Below are 21,074 nucleotides of genomic sequence, written 5' to 3'. Positions count from 1 at the left end.
TTGCTAGTAACTCGGCTTAAGAGTGTCGCACCTGACGAATCAAGGCATAGCCTTCCAACATCACTCACTAGCACATCTGGCGGCGATTGGTGAAAGTGCCGGCACTGCTTTCAAAATCGCTTCCTCTTCCAGTGCTTGGATAAGAACCAGAGTAAGTATCCGTATCATCCACCAGTCTCCCTCAAAGTGCGGATACTGGTGGTTGGAGAGTGGAGTGGAACTCCCCCTTCCCTTACTTCCTTGGTTTCTTGGAGTGGTAACAGCACCGTAAATGTTGCTCCCTGTCCAACGCCGGGACTTTGGGCGCTAACAGTACCGCCATGTAGTTCTACCAAATAGCGAACAATTGCCAAACCGAGTCCCAGACCGCCATGCGAGCGCGTTATTGAACTATCAGCCTGACGGAACAAATCAAATACATGAGGCAAAAATTCTGCACTAATGCCTACTCCCGTGTCGCTTACCTGAATTTGAGCATACTTAGTTGTTTGTTGCTCTGTTTGATTCTCTACTGACAATCGCACCGTTACGCGATCGCCCTCAGTTGCAAACTTGATGGCATTAGATATCAGATTCGAGAAAACTTGCTGCAATCTGGTGGAATCGCCTTCCACACGTTTGCCAGCCGAGTCGAGTATCGTCTCAATCTCAACTCCTTTTGCCTGTGCCGAGGCGAGCAAAGTATTAAGCGACACCTGAATCACCGTTTTTAGGTCAACAGGGCGACGATCTATGGACAAATTACCCCGAATCATGAGTGACACATCCAACAAATCCTCAATTAGCTGCGTCTGTGCCTTAGCATTGCGCTCAATAGTATCCAGAGCTATATTCGTCTTTGCCTCATTCAACTTGCGAGTCTTGAGCATTTGCGCCCATGCCAGCACCGAGTTGATTGGCGTTCGCAACTCGTGAGAAATAATTGCTAGAAACTCGTCCTTCATGCGACTTGCTTCTTGAGCTTCCTGGTAAAGCCGGGCATTGTCCACTGCCATTGCCGCCCGGTGGGTGAGTTCCGATGCCAAAGCGAGGTCAGCTTCATTGTATTGGCGACCTGATTCGGCAGTTAGAAAGGTAATTGCCCCAAGGGTACTACCACGAGCAACCAAAGGTAAGCACATATAGGATTTGAAACCCATATTGCAAAATGAGCAAGAGTGTTCATCGCCAGCGATCGCATCGGGGGGCGAGTCGGGAATTTCCGCCACAAGTTCCGCCACGCCAGTCTGCATCACCTTTGCCAAACCATGCTGCATTTCTGTGTCACACGGGCAGCGCTTCTCTACTTCCCATGCTTGCTGCGCTCGTTCTGGATCAACGTGCGCGACCTCAAGCAGGCGAAGGGAGCCATCAGCCGATTTTATGTGAACAGTACACCAGTCAGCTAAATGTGGCACCACCAGTTGCACAAGCCGTTGCAGCGTAGCGTGATAATCCAGTGAACAGGTCAGCACCACACTAGCATCCGCTAAAAACTGCATTGATGAAAGGATTCGCTTTTGATCGTCAATATCCGTACAAGTTCCAAACCACTTGACAACCCAACCATTGCGATCGCGCACCGGCATTGCCCGAACCAAATGCCAACGGTAAGCCCCGTCCGATGCCCTCTTAAAGCGACATTCAATTGCGTGAGTCTCGCCCGTATCAACAGCACTCAACCAACGCTCAATATTCTGGCTTCGGTCGTCTGGATGCAGCACTGGCTGCCACTCCCAGCCAAGGCTTTCTTCCAGTGTCATTCCTGTATAGTCAGTCCAGCGCTGGTTGAAGTAATCGACTGCACCATCCGGGCCTGCTGTCCATACTATCTGCGGAACAGTTTCAGCCATCAGCTGATAACGCTGCTGCGCTTCCTGGGCTTGAACGCGAGCCTCATGTTCTAGAGAGAGCTGGAGCCGTTCTTTCTCAGCTTGCTTGCGGTTGGTGATGTCCTCCACCACATAAGCAAATCTTGGACGCGCTAGGGTTGATACCTCGATTGGGCAGACTGTTGCTGATAGCCACTTCTTATCTCTCCCAATTTTGTGAGGATATTCAAAGCGTACAGGAGCTTGGCTGCGTTGAGCCAACTGGTATTGATGAAACCACAAGCGCAGATATTTCGGTGGTATTCCCAAACTGCTAGCTTTTTGGTTTCGCATCGCCTCTGGTGTTGTCCCAAACAACTTCGCGCTGGTGGGATTATCAGAAATATGCAAGATATCATCATCCACCAGCTCCACAATCCCCATCATCAGAGGAGTGCTATCGAAGAAGCTGCGGAGAGTAGATTCGCTCTGGCGCAGGGACTCAAGAGCCTGAAGAGCCAGAGTGATGTCCTGAACCACTGCTATAAAGTAATCAATCGATTTATCAGCACGACGAACGCAGCGAATCGAGATGCTGGTGTGAATTACAGTACCATCTTTGCGGATAAACCGCTTATCCATCAAATAGCCTTCAGTTTCGCCTGCTAAGACTTGGTTGAACTGCTCCACATCAGACTGCAAATCATCGGGATGAGTTAAATCTGCCCAAGTCATCTCTCTGAGTTCTTGCCGAGAATAGCCGAAGAAATCGCACAATTTATCGTTTACTTCTAGCCAGCCTTTTTCTGGTGACGTGATGGCGATACCAACTAGAGGAAGTTCAAAGTAGCTGCGAAAGCGTTTCTCGCTGGCTCTTAGAGACTCCTCTGCTAAAGAGCGAGAGGCGATTTCTGCTTTTAGCAGTTCGTTAGCTGTTAGTAGTTCGCGGGTTCTTTCGGTGACTCGACTTTCTAATTCATCATTGACTTTTTGCAGTTCGCGTTTGCGGTTGGCGACTTCGTTTACTAATACCGCTACATCTCCATCCAGAGTTTGCAATTCGGTTTGTAGTACCTCGCGAACCTGTTTGATTGCGATCGCATTGTCCACCCTTGCCTGTAATTCCTCAATCTGGAAGGGTTTCATCAGGTAATCTTGAGCGCCTTCTTGCAACATCTGCACTCTTAGCTTGTCGTCAGCTTTGGCAGTCAGCAGGATGATCGGGATGCCATCAAGCGCCGGAATGGATCTGACTTTCCGCACTAGCTGTTCGCCGTTCAGGTGGGGCATCATCACATCTGTGAGGATTAAATCGGGAGAAAGAGCGATCGCTTTGTCCAATCCCTCATGCCCATTTCTGGCAGTAACTACGCGATATTTTCTTGCTAAAATCTCGGCAATGAACTGGTTCATTTCCGGATTGTCTTCAACTACCAATACCAGTGGGGATTGGGGATTGGGGATTGGGGATTGGGGATTGGGGATTGGGTAAGAATCTTCCCCAGCCAAGAGTCCCCAGCCCCCAGTCCCTTTATCCCCTTGTCCCTTATCCCCAGCCAAGAGTCCGCAAAACTCACCACCCATTGTGGTAGTTTGGTTTGAATTTTCTGTACTAACATTGTCGGTAAATTGACTATTTTCGGCTAACTCTTTAGCCCCAAAACTAAGAACCCCATTAGATGCTGTTTTTGGTACGCAAACAGTAAAAATCGCCCCGCCTCCGGGAGCATCGCCAGTTGTAATTGTTCCACCGTGCAGTTCCACAAACTCCTTGACAATGGCGAGTCCCAGACCTGTGCCGCCAAACAGTTGATTGGAACCTAAATCTCTCTGACGGAATGGCTCGAAAATTACCTCCCGTAGTTCCAACGGCACGCCTAAACCACTGTCTTGAACAGTAAGGATAAAACAGTCCGTTGGTGTTTTAAGGTTGTTAGGTTGCAATGTTGTCAAGTTGTTAGATCCTGACAATTTAAGCTGACCACTTGACGACGTGACTACTGATTCCCCCAGAATGCAGCGAATACTGCCACCTAAAGGAGTGAACTTAAAGGCGTTGGAAAGCAGGTTAAAACAGATGCGCTGTAACTTATCAGCGTCTACAGTTGCCTGTAGGGATGGGGGTGTCTCCAGCGAAAAAGCTACTTTTCGCTCTTGTGCAAGAATCTCAAAGTATGCCCCTGTCAGTCTCACCAGTTGCGCTACGTCAGTCGGGGCGTAGTTGATCTCCATTTTCCCTGCTTCTAGCTTGGAAACGTCGAGCAAATCGTTGACACGCTTGAGCAAGATTTGGGCGTTGCGGTTTACGACTTCTAGGTTGTGACGCTGCTCAATGCTCGTGCTTTGGGAGTCCGCTAATAGCTTCTCGGTTGGGCCTAAAATTAACGTTAGTGGTGTCCGCAAATCGTGGCTGACGTTGGCGAAAAACTGAGTTTTTAGCTGGTCGAGTTCTTTGAGTTTTTGGTAAAGTGTCTCTAGTTCTTGGTTGGCGGTTTCTAGTTGCAGTTTGCGCTCATTTGAGCTTTTGGCGGCTGCAACCAGTGCTATTACTTGAGGAACTAACGGCGGCAGTAATAAGGCTGTAGTTACCGACACGATCGCAGTAATTAATTTAATGCTTCCCGATAGCCAATACATCGGGTGCCACAACGTCCAAATTTCTATAAAATGCGTGGCACCGCAGGCAATGATAAATAATCCAAATGCCAAGAACACTGAATAAAAGGGGATGTCTCGGCGGGCTTTGTAGACTAAATAGCTTAGAGTTCCGGAAATCGAAACATAAGCAAGTCCAATCAGAAAATCTGAAACTACGTGGAGCCATACCAAGTTGGGTTTCCACAGGTAACAATGTCCATGTGGGATAAAACCGTTTCCTACCAATAGATTTGTTAAGAGATCGGGCCATAGTGCTAGCACAATCAAAGTACAAATCGATACCGCAACGCCGTAGCCTAGTTCATCCCGATGTATTCGCATATCTTGCTTTTTCGTATCTTCCTCCATTGTGAATCTAAATAAAGGCGATCGCATAGTTGTTGCCTTCAGTCTAAAGCCTAAAGGTTAAAGGTAAAAGGCATCTAATGCAGCATAAATCTACCTTTAGAGATAGTTACAATTGATAGCAGGCTACAGATAAAAACTATTGATTTATATTGCAATGCGGCGAAGAGGATGTCCCAGAAATGTCAAAAGTTGGTATGTTCCCCGCGAGCATACCTATAAATTACTTAAAAGTCTGGAAATAAATTTCACAGCGAGAAGCTAAAGCTTACTGGATAAGGTTTTCAAACCGGTTTAACAGGTTTTAGTTTTGAGCCTTGAACTTTAGTTCAGAGCATAAATCAGTACAATTCGGCTCCAAGTCCCCTACATAGAAGTATCTCCACCGTCTAAGCTTCTCGAATATAACTTTGGGGACATCCTCTAAGGCAGAAGCTTGGCGATCGCTTCTACTAATTCGGTTGGATCGACTGGTTTAGCAAGGTGTTGATGGAAACCTGCCGCGATCGCTCTTTTGCTATCTGCCTCGGTACTATAAGCACTCAGGGCTAGTGCTGGCAACTGCTGCCCGCGTTTTGCCAAACGGCTCCTTACTTGCCGAATCAGCGAATAGCCATCTTCTAGAGGCATTCCGATATCACTGACAAGGACATTTGGCTGGAATTGTTCGAGTGCTTTTAGAGCCTCTCTTGTCGATGCTACAGCTAGTACCTTACCGCCGTATTGTGTTATGGCTGTGGTGAGAAATTCACGAGTGTCCGCTTCATCATCGACCACCAGTATCCGCAAACCTTTGAGGGAAATTGGGGATTGGGAATTGGAGATTGGGGAATCCTGCTTGTCCCTAGTCAAGAGTCCCCTTTCTTGGAGTGGTAACTGCACTGTAAATGTAGATCCTAGTCCTTCTCCGGGACTGGTAGCCTTAATAGTGCCACCGTGAAGTTGCACCAGCTGGCGGACAATTGCTAAACCTAACCCTAGACCGGAGTGCGATCGCGTAGTGGTACTATCAGCTTGCCGGAAGCGCTCGAAGATGAAAGGTAGAAATTCTGGGCTAATACCAATGCCTGTGTCGCTTATCTGAATTTGAGCGTAGTAGTTTATTGGCGTTTGAAAGTTGTCAGATGGGATTGTCAACTTGTTAGAACTTGCCAACCCTGCAACTTGAGAACTTGACAACTCTTCGGTTCCCTTTGTCACGTTTAAACGTGGCAAAGTTGTCAACTTGTTAGAACTTGCCAACCCTGCAACTTGAGAACTTGACAACTCTTCGGTTCCCTTTGTCACGTTTAAACGTGGCAAAGTTGTTAACTTGTTAGAACTTGTCAATTCCCTAACCGCTGACAATCGCACCGTCACGCGATCGCCCTCGCTGGTAAACTTTATGGCGTTGGCAAGTAAATTCCAGATAATTTGCTGCAAGCGTTCTGCATCGCCGGAAACAAAGCCAGCAACCGGGTCTATTACCGAGTCTAAAATTATCCCTTTCGCTTCGCAGGAAGGTAGGACAGTATTAATACAAGCTTCAATTAGTGGCTTTAGTTCAACAGGGCAGATATTCAGGCGGATTTTCCCTTGCATCAGGCGCGAGACATCCAATATATCCTCGATCAGTTTCACCTGTGATTTGGCATTGCGTTCGATTGTTTCCAGCGCCCGTGACGTTGTTTCTTCGTTAAACTTGCGGCTACGCAGCAGAGTCGCCCAGCCGAGCATGGCGTTTAGAGGTGTCCGCAGTTCGTGGGAAACTACAGCTAGGAACTCATCTTTGATGCGATTTGCTTGTTCTAAGTCTTGTGCCTGTTGTCGCAGGCTTTCCTCTAACAACTTGCGCTCACTTAAGTCGAGTACAAAGCAGACACAAGTATTTTCAGGTTCCTCTAAAAGGGCGATACCGACCAAAATAGAAATGCGCGAGCCGTCTTTGCGAATGTATTCTTTTTCCCAAGAAGTAGAACTTCCAGACGCTTGCAGTTCCAAAATTTTCTCCTCATCTAGAGGGAGATATTCTGGCGGTGTCATGGTATCCCAACGCACTTTCCCTTGGTTAAATTCCTCCCGCGTGTAGCCCACCATTTGCAAAAAGGCATCGTTAGCATCAGTAATGTTGCCGCTAAAATCGGCGACAATTACGCCGAGAATATTAGATTCAGCCAAACGCCTAAACCGTGCCTCGCTCTTTACCAGCGCCTCTTGGGAACGCTGACGCTCAATGGCGATCGCTGCTAAACGAGCTGATATCTCGATTAGTTTCCATTCTTGGGAATTGGGCGATCGCGGCGTGCGATAATACATCCCGAAGGTGCCGAAGACTTCTCCCTGCGTGGAAAATATGGGTAGTGACCAACAAGCTTGGAGTCCGTGATCCAAGGCAAAATGGCTGAATCCTGCCCACAGGGGATCATTGGCAATGTCGGATACAATTACCGGCTCCCGTCTATAAGCCGAAGTTCCGCAACTGCCAGCGTTTTCACCGATGGGAAGACCATCCGCAATTACCTGTTGATAGCTTTCTGGGAGGCCGGGGGCAGCAGCGAAAAATAGTTTTTTCCCTTCTTTGTCCAGTAGTAGGATGGAACAAAGCGCCCCATCGGATTGTTCTTCAATTAATCTAGTCAAGACATCCAGCACTTGGGGAAGGGGAGTGCCGCTGGCAATCATTTCCAAAATGGTGTTTTGCGCTTTCATCAGCGCTTTATTTCGTTTGCGATCGCTGATGTCGGAGAAAATAACTACTCCGGCGACAATGGCATCAGTACGCGATCGCACTGGGGAGGAGCTGACGCGCATTGTACCCCGCGTACCGTCGCCGCGCAGTATTTCAATATCCTCTTCCATCACTACTTCGCCTGTGCTTATGGAACGCGCCAGAGGCCACTCTTGCGGCTCGTAGGAACGCCCATCCGGATGAAAGCCTTTGTACTCGTGGTACTCGTGAATATTTGCAGATGTTAAGAAAGGATAACGTAAAATCCTATCTACCTGGTCGTTGCCCAAAATTAGCTTTCCTGACGGTGCTTCGGCAACTATTGCACCCGCTGGCATTTGTTGCAGCACTGCTTCTAAGAAGGCGCGTTCGGTTTCTAATTGTTCCAGCAGGCGATCGCGTTCCATAGTTGCGTGGAAGCGATCGCTTATATCCAAGGTGCAGCCGACTACTCGCACCGCCGCTTGAGAGGCATCTCTCACTATTAGTCCTCTATCCCAAACATACAGGTAGCGATCGCTTTTGTGGCAAACCCGATACTCGATAGTAAAACTGCTCTCTAGAACAAGAGCTTGCTTAATTGCCTCTTGTACACGCTCTCTATCCTCCGGATGGATGCGCTCTGTCCACCAATCAGCGGTGGCTTCAGCTTCTTGGAGTTGATAGCCTAAAACTTCGGTCAGCCCTTTGGTTCTTTGTGCGTAATTTTTAGTAATATCCCAGTCGTAAATAATACCATTAACCGCCTCTGCTGCCAGATGAAAGCGCTCGTTTGCGTTTCGCAGTTCTACCTCCACCTGCTGCATCTCAACCAGCTGCTGTTTCAGAATGGTATTTGCTGTCTCTAGCTGCACAGCCTTCTCTGCTCTGTGTTTGAGGAAACCTACCATCACTACCAGCGCAGGTGTTGTTAAAGCTAGGACAAGTACGCTGTGTGCATTGGCATCTGTGTAATGAAATAGTTCACCTGGTGTAGAAAAGAACCAGAGAGCATAAACTAGCGTCATCGTCGCGCTGATCCACCCAGAGGGGAAACTGCCGCTGAATGTAGCATATACTACAGCCGTGAGGTAGATCGGGGCTGGGTTAGGAATGGAAAATACAGTCTCGGACAGTAGCTCAATGATAGCAATCGTTACTAAGGTAAGGATGGGGCCACTCTGCTGCGACCAGAAGCTGATGTTCAAGAGATTTCCTCTGAGATGATAATACTCAGGTAATACCTGAGAGTTGTGGCTTGATTTTTAGAAAAGCAATAAATAATTCTTATATGTATGTTTAAATTCCTTTATAGATAACCATTTTAAGCCAGGATTAAAAATAGTTTATTAGGTTGGAGTGCTGAAAATGGGGAACAGCCGTCAGATTTTCCAAAGCTTGCTAAATCTTTTTATTGAGTCTAACTGTCCTCTTTGCCAGCGCCCAACTTCCAAAGAATTTTGTCACGATTGTTACAGGCAACTTCAACGCTGCCAATCATCAAATTATGCCCAGTGGGAAGAGGAATTTCCTGTATTTGCCTGGGGAGCTTATGGGGGCGCAATAAAAAGAGCGATCGCTGCCTTAAAATATGAAAACCAACCCCAGATAGCTCGTCCTTTGGGCCATTGGTTAGGTCAAGCTTGGTTAAATTCTCCTGTGTCTTCTCAATCTCTGGTCGTTGTTCCCGTTCCCATGCACGCAGATAAGCGCAAAAAGCGTGGATATGACCAAGCTGACTTATTAGCACAAAGCTTTTGCGAGTTCACCCGCCTCCCCTTACAAAAATGCGGCTTGGAACGCATTCGGGAGACTGAAGCTCAATTTAGCTTATCTGGTACTCAAAGAGAACAAAACTTAGCTGGAGCTTTCAGTTTGGGCAAAGGCTTTAGGCGATCGCGCCCATCTCGATCTGTACTACTATTAGATGATATTTATACTACCGGGGCGACAGCTAAAGCGGCAAGTGAAACCCTGAAGGGGCAAGGTATTCCAGTATACGGGCTGGTAGCGATTGCTACACCAAAAAATTCCCAAAAAACAGCCCATAAGTAGGGTTTTCCTGACATAAAACCCCCCCGCGTGTGTACGAAAAGCTCGTTAGCATCGAAGAGAGAAACGATCCTAACTCTGGTAAATTCGCCAAAAACGCAATTCCAGCGAGTAGTTCAGTCTTTTAGACAAACAAGTGCGTCAGCGCCAGAGCTAAAATCGACTTAAAGCGATCGCAACGTAGATTCAACCAAAATTAGAGTTTTATGACAAGCGTGCTTCAATCTCCCTACACTAGCCAGCAAATGACGGCTTGGATACGCGGTTTGCTGACGCTTGCTTGGGCAGACGGCGACTTTGATGCCGAAGAACAAAAATTAATTGCATCGCTGGCTCAAGATGAACTGGCTCTTGCTAGTGATTTCGCATCAGTTGAACAAATTACGCCCGATGAACTGGCAGCAGCTTTTGGAAAAGATGCCCGCGCCGCAGAAAATTTCCTGCGTACTGCTGTAATGGTGGCAGTGGCTGATGGTGTCTATTCTTCCAGCGAGGATCAATTGTTGAGCGAGTTTTGTCAGGCATTGGGACAGGAGCCAAAAGCTCTGTCCGTGCTGCGACAGGCGCTGAAATCCAGCCAAGGAGATCAGATTGACTCTAAACTAGAGACAGGAGCGGCAGCTCGGATCAAGAATCGCGTGGTGTTGCAACCTGTCAGAGTTTGGCTTGACGGATTAGAAATTCACGACCAGCGATTAGCCCGATTTTTGTGTAAAATGATTCCCGCTCAGTGTCCGTTTGAGCGAGATGTTAAGGTGTTTGGGCAAAAGATTGTCCACATTCCACCACTTTGCAAGCTTAATCCTCTCTACGAACAGTTAGTAGGTTTGCGCTTCCGGGCGTTGTCCTATCTGGCGGATGATTGTGGAGAAGATGTTTCGACTTACTGTTAATTGCTGATGGCTAATAGCAATGAACAATGAACAATTAGCCATCAGCAATTAGCAATCTTTCAATTAGTAATTATGCAATTTATCGATCAGGCAGAAGTTGAAGTTGAGGCGGGAAAAGGCGGCGATGGAATTGTCGCCTTTCGCCGGGAGAAGTATGTGCCAGCAGGTGGGCCATCGGGAGGTAATGGGGGACGCGGCGGCTCGGTGTATCTAGTAGTTCAAGAGAATTTGCAAACGCTGCTGGACTTTAGGTTCAACCATCGTTTTAAGGCAGACGACGGAGAGCGTGGAGGCCCCAATAATCGGACTGGTGCGGCGGGACGCGATCGCGTTATTAATGTCCCCAGTGGCACTATGATTTATGATGCCGAAACGGATGAACTATTGGCTGATTTGGTCGAGCCAAAGCAAACTTTCTGTATAGCTCAAGGTGGCAAGGGCGGATTGGGAAATCAATATTTCCTGAGCAACCGCAACCGAGCGCCAGAGTACGCTTTAGATGGGCTGCCTGGTGAAAAGCGCCATCTACGTATGGAATTGAAGCTGTTAGCTGAAGTTGGAATTATTGGTTTACCTAATGCTGGTAAGTCTACTCTAATTTCATCGATTTCCGCTGCCAGACCCAAGGTGGCAGATTATCCTTTTACAACTTTGGTGCCGAATTTGGGCGTAGTACGCAAACCCAACGGCGATGGTACTGTGTTTGCTGATATTCCCGGTTTAATTGAAGGCGCTCATACGGGTGTCGGATTAGGCCACGACTTTTTGCGTCACATTGAGCGCACCCGGCTACTGCTGCACATGATTGACGTTACCAGCGACGATCCAATTGAGGCGTATCAAACAATACAGCAGGAGTTAGAAGCTTACGGGCGCGGTTTAACGGAGCGTCCGCAAGTTATAGCACTCAATAAGGTAGATGCGCTGGCTCCGGGGGAACGAGATGTAGAAGCGATCGCGCAACAGTTACGCTCATTGACTTCTGCACCTGTCTTTGCTATTTCAGCAGTGGCGCGAATTGGAATAGACCCTGTATTACAGGAAATCTGGCAAACTCTGGATCAGTTATCACTTGTTACTCAATAGCTAATTGGGGATTAGTAAAAAGTCTTACCCAATCCCTAATCCCCAATCCCTTAATTAATAAAACTGGTATTATTTCCCGCAGTAACAGGCTTAGGTATGGGAGACACTTCAGTTGCATCAGGGACTGATGGCGGTTCGCTGAAGTATTGATAAGCTGTACGAGAAATCTGACGAATCAACTCCGAGGCTTTGTAATCGTTGTGGGGGCGTTTCACCATCACAGCGGCTATGTAGCGCTTGCCACTAGGCAAATCGATTAAACCAACGTCTGCGAGTAGAGAGCCGATATCCCCCGTCTTGTGGGCGATAGTAGCGCCTTTTCCGAGTCCCTTTGGCAGCAATGAGTTAGTTACTGTGCGCTGCATGATGTCCAACAAGCGATCGCGTGATGGCAAAGACATCAAATTTCCTTGATTAACCATTGCCATCAAATTCGCCAAATCTTTAGGAGTGGTAGTGTTGGTTCCTTCCAAGTCTGGAAGTAGGTTGTGAATTACTGTTGCTGTTAAGCCCCAAGATTGGAACCGCTGATTGAGCGCCTGAGCGCCCCCCAGACGCTGGATTAGCATATTTGTGGCAGTGTTGTCACTGATGATAATCATCTTGGTTGCCACTTCCAGGGCTGTGTACTGCGTCCCTGGCTTTTTGTACTGCAATTCGCCGCTTCCACCCGCGATCGCATTTTGCTCTAAAGTTAATTTTTCATCCAAACGGATTTTGCCAGCATCTACATCCTGAAAAAAGGCGACCAAAATTGGCACCTTGATCGTGCTGGCGGCGGCGAAAACTTCGCTTCCCGACAAGTCAAGGTAAGCATTCGTCTCCAAATCTACTAAAAATACTCCCGGCTGAAATTTGGGATTTTGCGTTACCAAAGCTTGCACTTTGGCTTTTAACGTTGGGATTTCTTCGCCCACAGCAAGCGCAGTTGGTGGTAAGTTCTGAGTATTCGGTTGTCTTGAAGCTACTGCTTCGCCGCCAACGGCTGAATTTTGAGCGATCGCGACTTCTGGATTAATAGCGCCTGTTAGTTGGCGCTTCGCTGGGTCCCAGGCTGATAATAAAGTACCAGCGATCGCGCCTACTCCTACCCCCAAAATCAACAGACGGGCAGCGTATAACAGTGGGGATACCGGGCGTTGAGGTCTTGTCCGACGAGTTGACTTATTTACTGGCAGATTGACAGGTAGAGACGCAGAAGGTTTTTTCAGGCGTGTAACATTATTCCTTGGCTCTGAGGAGGCAGCAAAGATTGACTGATTGGCATTTGCTCTCTGGCGCACTCGGCCGCTACGCCGACGTGCTTGTTGCCCTCCACGAGTCAAATCTGTACTGCTTTGCGATCGCGCCGACAAGTAGGATTTCCGTCTTTCTGTTCCCAAAGCTGCTTTCTGCCCTAAATCCGCCCGTAATTCCTCACTCCCAATTCCATGTTGACGCTTGTCTTCCACCCTTACCAAGGGTGTACGTCGTGACACTGGACTGCTAGATGCTTCGCGCTGCGTTGGCGATGCAATTTGACTTTTTTCCTTTCGGCGGCGACGTTCGCGGATGGCGGCGCGAACCTTGTCGGGCGTTTGCCCTTTGCCTGTATACTTACTCCCCACTGATACCTCTGGCACAACTGACTGATTTGCAGGCTGCTGAGTCACTCCCAACTCCTCCACCATTATTAGCTGTTAGTTGTTAAAAAGAGCGCCCAACCACTGTACAGGCGACATCGATTTTGGATTTTGGATTTTGAATTGGGAAATTTTCCCAGTCCCCAGTCCCTTATTCTATGGCGCGTCCTATTGCTTGCGATCGCCTATTGCTGATTCGGGTAAAAATTGCAGCGCCCAATCCATTTGACTAAAAATCCCTCTAAGCATAGCTACTTCCTCTTTGCTTAAATTACCTCGATTGAAGATGCGGCGAAATTTTTCCATGCGACTTGTCGCAGTGTGGGGATACAGATAACCCATTTTTAATAACACAGCTTCCATCTGCTGATAATACCCCTCTAAGAGTTCTAAGGGTGCAGTTTCAGTCGGCGTTTCAATATTGTCAGATTGAAAGGTTGCCAAGTTATTAAAATCTGACAACTCAACCTGACAACTTGACAATTCGCTGATTACTGACGAATAAAGCTCGTAACAACAAATGCCAACAGCAGCTGCCAGATTTAAAGAAGGATACTCCGGATTGGTGGCAATGCGTACAAATCGTTGAGCATAATTCAATTCCGCATTACTTAACCCCCGATCTTCGGGGCCAAAAATCAAAGCTGATGACACTGGTTCTGCAATCAACCACGGTAAAGCGGTTCTGGGATTTTCCAGATTAGTTTCTATACTTCGGACGCGGGCAGTGGTAGCGATCGCACGAGTACACCCGGATAATGCTTCTGGCATTGTGGCAACTACCTGGGCTTGTTCCAACACATCTAGGGCATGAACTGCCATATGCACAGCTTCTTCACTGAGGCGATCGCATTGGGGATTCACCAGCACCAACTGACGCAGCCCCATATTTTTCATCACACGAGCCACAGCACCAACATTTCGAGCGCCAGCTGGCTCCACCAACACAATCCGCACCCTCGTTAATGTGGTTTCATCCATGACTTACTCAAGAAAACAGTAAAAAGCACATCTATCTGTAGACAGATAGTAGCCATCCTGCCCTAATTGTTACGTAAAATTAAATAGCAATGTATCGTCAACTTAGCATGAAGCGTGTTCGTTCCAAGTCCGACTTACCCACAAAAATTTGCCCGGTATGTCAACGTCCCTTCACTTGGCGCAAAAAATGGGCTGATTGCTGGGATGATGTGAAATACTGTTCGGAGCGCTGTCGCCGCCGCCGCTCATAAAATGGCTGCGGGCTGGGGATGGGTAAGATTCCTTCCAATTCCCCATCCCCAAACCCTAATCCCTAATCCTCGCTAAATATCACGCATTACAAAGGTTCAAGGAATGTCAGTTAACCAGGTGCAACCCAAGCTTATCATTCACGGCGGTGCCGGAAGCTCTCTCAAGAGTAAAGGGGGAGTTGATGCAGTACGCCAATCTCTATACAAAGTCGTAGAGGAAGTTTACTTGTTGCTGATGGCAGGAGCAACTGCCTCAGCCGCAGTTGTCAGTGCTTGCCATATGCTAGAGGACGATCCCCGCTTTAATGCTGGAACAGGTTCCGTGCTGCAATCAGACGGGCAAATTCGCATGAGTGCTTCGCTGATGGATGGGGAAAGTCAGCGTTTCAGTGGTGTAATCAATGTCTCGCGGGTACAACATCCGATTGAGTTAGCTCAAGCTTTACAAACGTCTGCGGATCGGGTGCTGTCGGATTTTGGGGCGATGGAACTAATCCGGGAATTGCAAGTTCCAGTTTACAATCCCATGATCGAGATCCGGTTGCAGGAATGGCTTCAGGAACGCGATGAGAACTTTATCAAAGAAGCTGCTGGAGTCATAGCGGAACAAGAGCTGGTTGAGCCAAGCAAGGCAGGAGTTGGAACGATTGGTGTAGTGGCTCTAGATGGGCAAGGAAACTTAGCTGCCGGAACTTCGACGGGTGGCAAGGGTTTTGAGCGAATTGGGCGGGTCAGCGACTCAGCGATGCCAGCCGGGAACTACGCCACTCAGAAAGCAGCGATCAGTTGTACGGGTATTGGGGAAGACATCATTGATGAGTGTCTGGCGGCGCGGATTGTGGTACGTGTCACTGATGGTTTATCTCTTGCCCAAGCGTTTGAGCGCTCGTTTGGCGAAGCTTATCACCACCGCCGAGATTTTGGGGCGATTGGAATTGATGCCACAGGCGCGATCGCTTTTGGCAAAACCAGTGAAGTCCTCCTTTCTGCCTTTCACACTGGCGAAAAAATCGGCGACACTCTGGAATGGACTGGAGACACCCTCACAGGCTTTGTAAGTTAAAAGTAGAGGCATTATCCCAAGCAGCCTCGATTTGTGCGTTCCCAGTGGGAGACTGGGAACGCAAAGACAGGTAAAGTTATTCTTCTGGGTTTAAGCGCCAACCGGGTTTAATTACTTGACGCGATCGCGCAATTACCAGAGAATCGTCTGGCACATCTTCTGTAACTACGCTCCCAGCAGCAACAGTCACATCTTCTCCCAATGTTAGGGGAGCGACAAGAACACTGTTAGAACCAGTTTTCGTGCGATCGCCTATGGTTGTCGGATGTTTTTTCACCCCGTCGTAGTTTGCCGTAATTGTACCAGCACCAATGTTAACTTTATTACCTAGTGTGGCATCTCCTAGATAAGATAGGTGAGCGACATTTGTGCGATCGCCCAAAGTGCTATTTTTCAATTCCACAAAATTCCCGACGCGGCAAGATTCCCCAACCTCTACATGACCGCGCAGATGGGCGTAGGGGCCAATTCGGCTGCCATTTTTAACAGCGCTATCCGTCACCACGGAATAAAGAACTGTCACATTTTCCCCAATAGAGCTATTTTCAATCAAGCTACCAGGGCCAATGCGACTACCGGCACCAATTACCGTTTGTCCGCGCAGATGAGTTTGGGGTTCAACGACCACATCGGGAGACAGCTGCACTGTATCGTCAATCGTAATCGTGTCTGGGTGAATCAGAGTGACTCCAGCAGCCATCCAAGAATCTTTCACCCGCTCTTGTAATATTTCGTAAGCGGAAGCCATCTGCTTGCGATCGTTGATGCCGAGAATTTCCTGATAATCCTCTACATCCACAGCCATCACAGGTGCCATGAATTTTACTGCATCGGTGAGATAGTATTCCTGCTGGTCATTGTTCGCCACCAGTTGCGGCAGCACCTTTTCCAGTTGCGACCACTTGAAACAGTAAACACCTGCATTAATCCGACGATTTTGCTTTTGAGCGGGTGTGCAGTCCCGGTCTTCCACAATTTCTTTTACCAGATTTTGACCGTTACAAAAAACCCGCCCGTAGCCTTTAGGATTAGGGAGATGGGCGGTGAGAAGGGTGGCGGCGTTTTGATTTGTTTTATGAGTCTGCAACAGATTTTGGATGGTTTGCGGTCGCAAGAGAGGAACATCCCCATTTAAAACCAGCAAATCGTCAGCGAAGCCCTCTAGGTGGGGAAGTAATTGCTGGACGGCGTGGCCTGTACCCAACTGTTCTGTTTGTTCGACAAATTCTAAACTTCCAATTGGGGGCAAATGATTAATAACCCCCGCAAGAGAGTCTTTGACGCGATCGCCCTGATACCCGACAATGACAAGACACCGAGATGGATTGATTTCGGACAGACTATGCAGAACCCGTTCGACGAGCGATCGCCCTCCCAAAGAGTGTAAAACTTTGGGCAGATCCGATTTCATCCGCGTTCCGCGTCCTGCTGCAAGAATTGCTACTGCTACCATGTTTAGCTATCAGCCTTCAGCTACCAGCTAAAAGGATAAAGGATGAAGGGTGAACCTTCAAAGTTGAATTTCACACTTGAGGAAAAGCTTTCCCATCATCTGAGTCATTTTTGAGCAAACGCTTCCTCACGACTCAGGCTTTCAGGTTGCTGAGTAGATTGAATAAATTCAGCAAATTGCTGCACAAGTTGGGGATTGCGCCAACCTTTTGAGGCTTCCTCGTTCATGATTTCTAAAGCTTCGGCTGGGGTGAAAGCCCGTTTATATGGGCGTTCACTGGTTAGGGCATCGTAAATATCAATAATTTGAAACACTTGAGCAAGAATTGGAATTTCATCGCCTACGAGTCCATCCGGATAGCCAGTACCGTCCCAGCGTTCGTGATGATAGCGAATAATGGGAAGGACACCCCGCATGGTTCGCAGGGGTTTGCAAATAGTCTCCCCGATGGTGACGTGCTGTTTCATAATGTCCCACTCTTCGGGGGTGAGTTTTCCTTTTTTGAGCAGCACGGAGTCGGGAATCCCTACCTTACCGATATCATGGAGATAGCCTCCCCAGACTAAATCCCGAACTTCATTGCGTCCAAGATTGATAAATTCTCCGAAGGTTTGGCCCATTGTCACCAGCCGTTCGCAGTGGTCGCCAGTTACAGGGTCGCGGCTTTCGACGGTACGGGCAATTGAGAAAAGAACTTGTTCAGCGTGATCCAGGTCTTCATTTAATCGCTTTTGCTGAACGAGCGATCGCACTCTGGCAGATAATTCTAAGCGGTCGAAGGGTTTGGTGAGAAAATCATCACCACCAGCTTCTATGCCCATAATGCGCGATCGCCTGTCATTTAATGCAGTGATGAACACTACCGGAATCAAGCGCGTGTGTTCGTTCTCCTTCAGGCGGCGACACACCTCAAATCCATCCATCCCCGGCATCATTACATCCAGCAAAATCAAGTCCGGATTGCTTTCCAGCACTCGTTCTAATGCTACTGGGCCACTGTCTGCTTCTAATACTTCGTAGCCTTCCACCGACAGGAGTGCTACTGCTGTCATCCGACTGGAGGGATGATCGTCAACAACTAGAACTTTGGGCAATTCAGAATCGATAAAGCTCACTGAAGAACACCTTATTTGCGAAAAAGCAGAAGCATCTAATAAGTTTAAAATCGCTTATCCTAGAAATTTGTTTTTAGTATGAGCGAATCGCTCAATTATAAAATCAGGCTTTTCACGGATATTTTAGAGCGATTATGCAAAGTTTTGTTGCAATAGTTGTGATAAATTTTAAGACCTAAATTTAAGATTTTGGATCTTGCTTTTGACACCAGCGCCTTTTCCAATGAGAGGATGGCTCTAGAGAACTGGTTTGCTGTTCTATTGTACGCCGTTGCAAAATTACATCGGCTGGATCGCTCAGAGTCGGATCGCGGTAGGGAATGGCGGCTTTGGTTTGCAAATGCTCCTGTTCTTGTAATGATAGTGGCGGTAATGGGGCTTTTTGCGCGGCGACGGTTCCCGGCGATCGCCTCCCGACTGGTGGTGTCGCACCAATTTGTAACTGGGCTGCTAAAAGTGCTGTCCGCACCGCCGCCGCACAGGAATAGGTAGCAAGTCTCCCTGAAGGTTTTAAGCATTTGGCAACCATGTCCAGAAATTCCACTGTCCACAGTTGGGGACAGTGCAAGGGTGAGAAGGGATCGAGAAAAATTGCATCTGCTCTAAAGCCGGAGAGATATACTTGCCTAATTGTTTCCCTAGCATCACCGATGAGTAGATTTGCTTGTAAACGTTCTGTCTTAACTTGTCCAGATGTTGCTAGTTTAGCGAGAATTTGGATGTATTCGGGGTTCCAGCTGTTGAAGAGATTATGCGCGATCGCAGCTGGTGCTACAGATGCGTCTAATTCCAAGCCTACCCACTCAACGCGACAATCTGGATTTACTGCCCAAATCGTCTCCAACGCTGCTGCTGTATTGTAGCCAAGACCATAACAAACATCCAATAGATGCAATGTTGGTTGCTGCGCTTTCTCCTTGAGTTGGAGAGGATTCACAAACTTAAGTTCGGCTTCCTGCTTAGCACCATGCTGACTGTGAAAAGCTTCGCCAAACTCTTGTGAGAAGAAGGTGAATGAGCCATCATCTGTAAGTTGTGGTGTGAAGATGCCGCCATTATCCATTATTCTTAATTGATGCTTAGGTTATAGAGACGTTGTAAGCATCTCTACCCTTGAGTGTTCTGAAGTGCTTATAGTAGTTAGTTTGTACCAAGGAAACAACCTAGAGCAATACAAAAAACATCATTTTTGGTAAGATTACTCTGTGCCTATAAGGAAATTGTAAAGATATTGTTACTCATAATTACACCAATCATATTTTTTTATAGCCATTACTCAATACAAAGCGAAGCTCAATTATTTGGTATTTTAGATTGACTTTTCAGGTTATGACTGATAACAATTTTATAGTTTCCGCCCAATGGCTAGGTGAACACCTTAACGATCCTCAAGTCGTTATTATAGATTGTCGCTTTTCCCTGACAGATCCAGAATTAGGACACAAACAGTATCTCACCAGTCACATACCGGGTGCTTACTATCTGGATTTAAATAAAGACCTTTCGGGTAATGTTGAAAAGCATGGTGGAAGACATCCTTTACCCAACCCAGAAGAGTTAGCTAATAAGTTAGCAGCTGTCGGGGTAAATTCTCAAGAAACCCTGGTTGTTGCTTACGATGATTCCAGATTCGCTTTTGCGTCCCGTCTCTGGTGGCTGCTGCGGTACCTGGGGCATAATCGTCAAGTCGTCTTGGATGGAGGGTTTGCGGGATGGGTAGCTGGGGGGCATCGAGTTACAGATGTTCTACCGATACCAGATCCAGGTAATTTTGTGGTGCGGTTGCAAGAAGATTTGGTGGTGGATATTGAAACAGTGAAAGCAAAGAAAGACTTGCCGCAAGTTATGCTTGTAGATTCGCGAGAAGGCGATCGCTACCGAGGCGAACGAGAACCAATTGACCCGATTGCAGGTCATATTCCTGGCGCACTTAACTACCCTTGGCAAGATGTCTCTAACACTCAATCTTACTTACGACTGATGACAGAACAACGCCAACGATGGAACGGTTTAGAGCAAGCTGAAGAAATTTTGGTTTATTGCGGTTCTGGTGTCACTGCTTGCGTCAATCTATTATCTCTTGAAATAGCTGGCATTCACACAGGCAAGCTTTATGCTGGCAGCTGGAGCGATTGGTGTTCCTACCTCTAAGATGTTATAGGGGCAGTAGTGGCTAATAGCTTGTCCTAAATATTCATTCTTGTGACAAGTAGGACATTTACAAATTCCTGAACTAAGGTAGAGTTTAAATAAGCAGTAATTGTCAGAGCGATCTTGGTGTGCAGCGTCAATTTTCCGATTTTGCTCCCCGAAGACAGCTCTAAAGTCCGCCTGAATGCCACTGTCGGTCTTTGGGCATACAGTTACAGAGAAACAGATATAGTATATTGACGCTAGAGTAAGTATAAGTAAACTGTTATACTAACAAATTGCTAGAATAAATCATTCCGATTAAATTCTTTTCTACAAATTTTAGGTCTTAGCTTCTATGGCTTGCTTAATGAACCGTCTTTCTATTTTTGTAGACGGGAACAATATGTTCTACGCTCAACAAAAAAATGGTTGGTTTTTTGATCCTAGAAGGGTGTTGGAATATTTCAAAAAAGAACAGCCAGAAACAACACTCATCAATGCCTTCTGGTACACAGGGCTTAAAGATCCGCAGGATCAGCGGGGATTTCGAGACGCACTAATTAGTTTAGGGTATACCGTTCGCACTAAAATTCTCAAAGAATACTACGATGATACATCTGGGCGCTATTCCCAGAAAGCAAATTTAGATATTGAAATTGTCGTAGATATGTTTAATACAGTAGAGCAGTACGACAGGGTAGTTTTATTTAGTGGGGATGGCGATTTTGAAAGAGCCATCGAACTATTACGTTCCAAAAATACTCATATCACAGTGGTTTCTACAGAAGGAATGATAGCTAGAGAGCTGCGAAACGCTACAGATCGTTACATAGACTTAAATGATATTCGGGATCATATTGAGAAGACTGAATATTAGCTAATGACTAATGGGGATGAAAAATTACCAATTAGCTATTAGAAATTGATCGAGAACAACTGACAACTG

14 protein-coding genes are annotated in these 21,074 nt (G+C 47.2%); 7 read left to right on the top strand and 7 right to left on the bottom strand.

Annotation, left to right across the window (positions count from 1 at the left end):
- Positions 1-164: 164 nt before the first annotated feature.
- Positions 165-4,823 (bottom strand): PAS domain S-box protein, encoded by a 4,659-nt coding sequence (locus H6F66_RS27485; RefSeq protein ID WP_199295016.1) that lies wholly within the window; start codon positions 4,821-4,823, stop codon positions 165-167.
- Between the two features lie 393 nt (positions 4,824-5,216).
- Entirely contained in the window at positions 5,217-8,687 is a 3,471-nt protein-coding gene (locus H6F66_RS02075) for a PAS domain-containing protein (RefSeq protein WP_190417725.1), read from the bottom strand.
- A gap of 160 nt (positions 8,688-8,847) precedes the next feature.
- Between H6F66_RS02075 and H6F66_RS02070 the strand changes: the two genes are divergently transcribed.
- From H6F66_RS02070 to obgE, 3 genes are all read left to right on the top strand, one after another.
- Complete coding sequence (locus H6F66_RS02070; protein WP_190417723.1) at positions 8,848-9,534, top strand: ComF family protein; 687 nt, start codon at positions 8,848-8,850, stop codon at positions 9,532-9,534.
- Positions 9,535-9,737: 203 nt separating this feature from the next.
- Positions 9,738-10,424, top strand: a complete 687-nt coding sequence (locus H6F66_RS02065; RefSeq protein ID WP_190417721.1) for a Mo-dependent nitrogenase C-terminal domain-containing protein — start codon at positions 9,738-9,740, stop codon at positions 10,422-10,424.
- Positions 10,425-10,496: 72 nt separating this feature from the next.
- Entirely contained in the window at positions 10,497-11,510 is a 1,014-nt protein-coding gene (obgE, locus tag H6F66_RS02060; RefSeq protein ID WP_190417719.1) for a GTPase ObgE, read from the top strand.
- Between the two features lie 50 nt (positions 11,511-11,560).
- Here obgE and H6F66_RS02055 read toward each other — a convergent pair whose 3' ends face one another.
- Together H6F66_RS02055 and H6F66_RS02050 are read right to left on the bottom strand one after the other, a co-directional pair.
- On the bottom strand, positions 11,561-13,162 hold the full coding sequence (locus H6F66_RS02055) for a serine hydrolase (RefSeq protein ID WP_347269319.1): 1,602 nt from the start codon (positions 13,160-13,162) through the stop codon (positions 11,561-11,563).
- A 138-nt stretch (positions 13,163-13,300) separates the two neighbouring features.
- Positions 13,301-14,113: an RNA methyltransferase gene (locus H6F66_RS02050; RefSeq protein ID WP_190417715.1), complete on the bottom strand. Its 813-nt coding sequence runs from the start codon at positions 14,111-14,113 to the stop codon at positions 13,301-13,303.
- 107 nt (positions 14,114-14,220) lie between these two features.
- On the opposite strand from H6F66_RS02050, the gene H6F66_RS02045 reads away from it, so the two are divergent.
- Together H6F66_RS02045 and H6F66_RS02040 are read left to right on the top strand one after the other, a co-directional pair.
- Entirely contained in the window at positions 14,221-14,364 is a 144-nt protein-coding gene (locus H6F66_RS02045) for a DUF2256 domain-containing protein (RefSeq protein WP_190417764.1), read from the top strand.
- Between the two features lie 103 nt (positions 14,365-14,467).
- A complete protein-coding gene (locus tag H6F66_RS02040) occupies positions 14,468-15,427 on the top strand; it encodes an isoaspartyl peptidase/L-asparaginase (protein ID WP_190417713.1) in 960 nt (319 codons plus the stop codon).
- A gap of 76 nt (positions 15,428-15,503) precedes the next feature.
- Here H6F66_RS02040 and glmU read toward each other — a convergent pair whose 3' ends face one another.
- The 3 genes from glmU to H6F66_RS02025 form a co-directional block, all read right to left on the bottom strand.
- Positions 15,504-16,880: a bifunctional UDP-N-acetylglucosamine diphosphorylase/glucosamine-1-phosphate N-acetyltransferase GlmU gene (gene glmU, locus H6F66_RS02035; protein WP_190417712.1), complete on the bottom strand. Its 1,377-nt coding sequence runs from the start codon at positions 16,878-16,880 to the stop codon at positions 15,504-15,506.
- 104 nt (positions 16,881-16,984) lie between these two features.
- Positions 16,985-18,046 (bottom strand): two-component system response regulator, encoded by a 1,062-nt coding sequence (locus H6F66_RS02030; RefSeq protein WP_347269321.1) that lies wholly within the window; start codon positions 18,044-18,046, stop codon positions 16,985-16,987.
- A gap of 130 nt (positions 18,047-18,176) precedes the next feature.
- A complete protein-coding gene (locus H6F66_RS02025; RefSeq protein WP_190417708.1) occupies positions 18,177-19,058 on the bottom strand; it encodes an MnmC family methyltransferase in 882 nt (293 codons plus the stop codon).
- 266 nt (positions 19,059-19,324) lie between these two features.
- Here H6F66_RS02025 and H6F66_RS02020 point away from each other — a divergent pair, with 266 nt between their 5' ends.
- Together H6F66_RS02020 and H6F66_RS02015 are read left to right on the top strand one after the other, a co-directional pair.
- Entirely contained in the window at positions 19,325-20,146 is an 822-nt protein-coding gene (locus tag H6F66_RS02020; RefSeq protein ID WP_190417706.1) for a sulfurtransferase, read from the top strand.
- Between the two features lie 337 nt (positions 20,147-20,483).
- A complete protein-coding gene (locus tag H6F66_RS02015) occupies positions 20,484-21,005 on the top strand; it encodes an NYN domain-containing protein (RefSeq protein ID WP_190417704.1) in 522 nt (173 codons plus the stop codon).
- Positions 21,006-21,074 lie beyond the last annotated feature (69 nt).

Source organism: Trichocoleus sp. FACHB-6 (assembly GCF_014695815.1).
GTDB classification, from domain to species: Bacteria; Cyanobacteriota; Cyanobacteriia; order Cyanobacteriales; family FACHB-T130; genus Funiculus; species Funiculus sociatus.
Note: the sequence above shows the minus strand (reverse complement) of the source record. Positions and strands in the feature narration are given on the sequence as shown.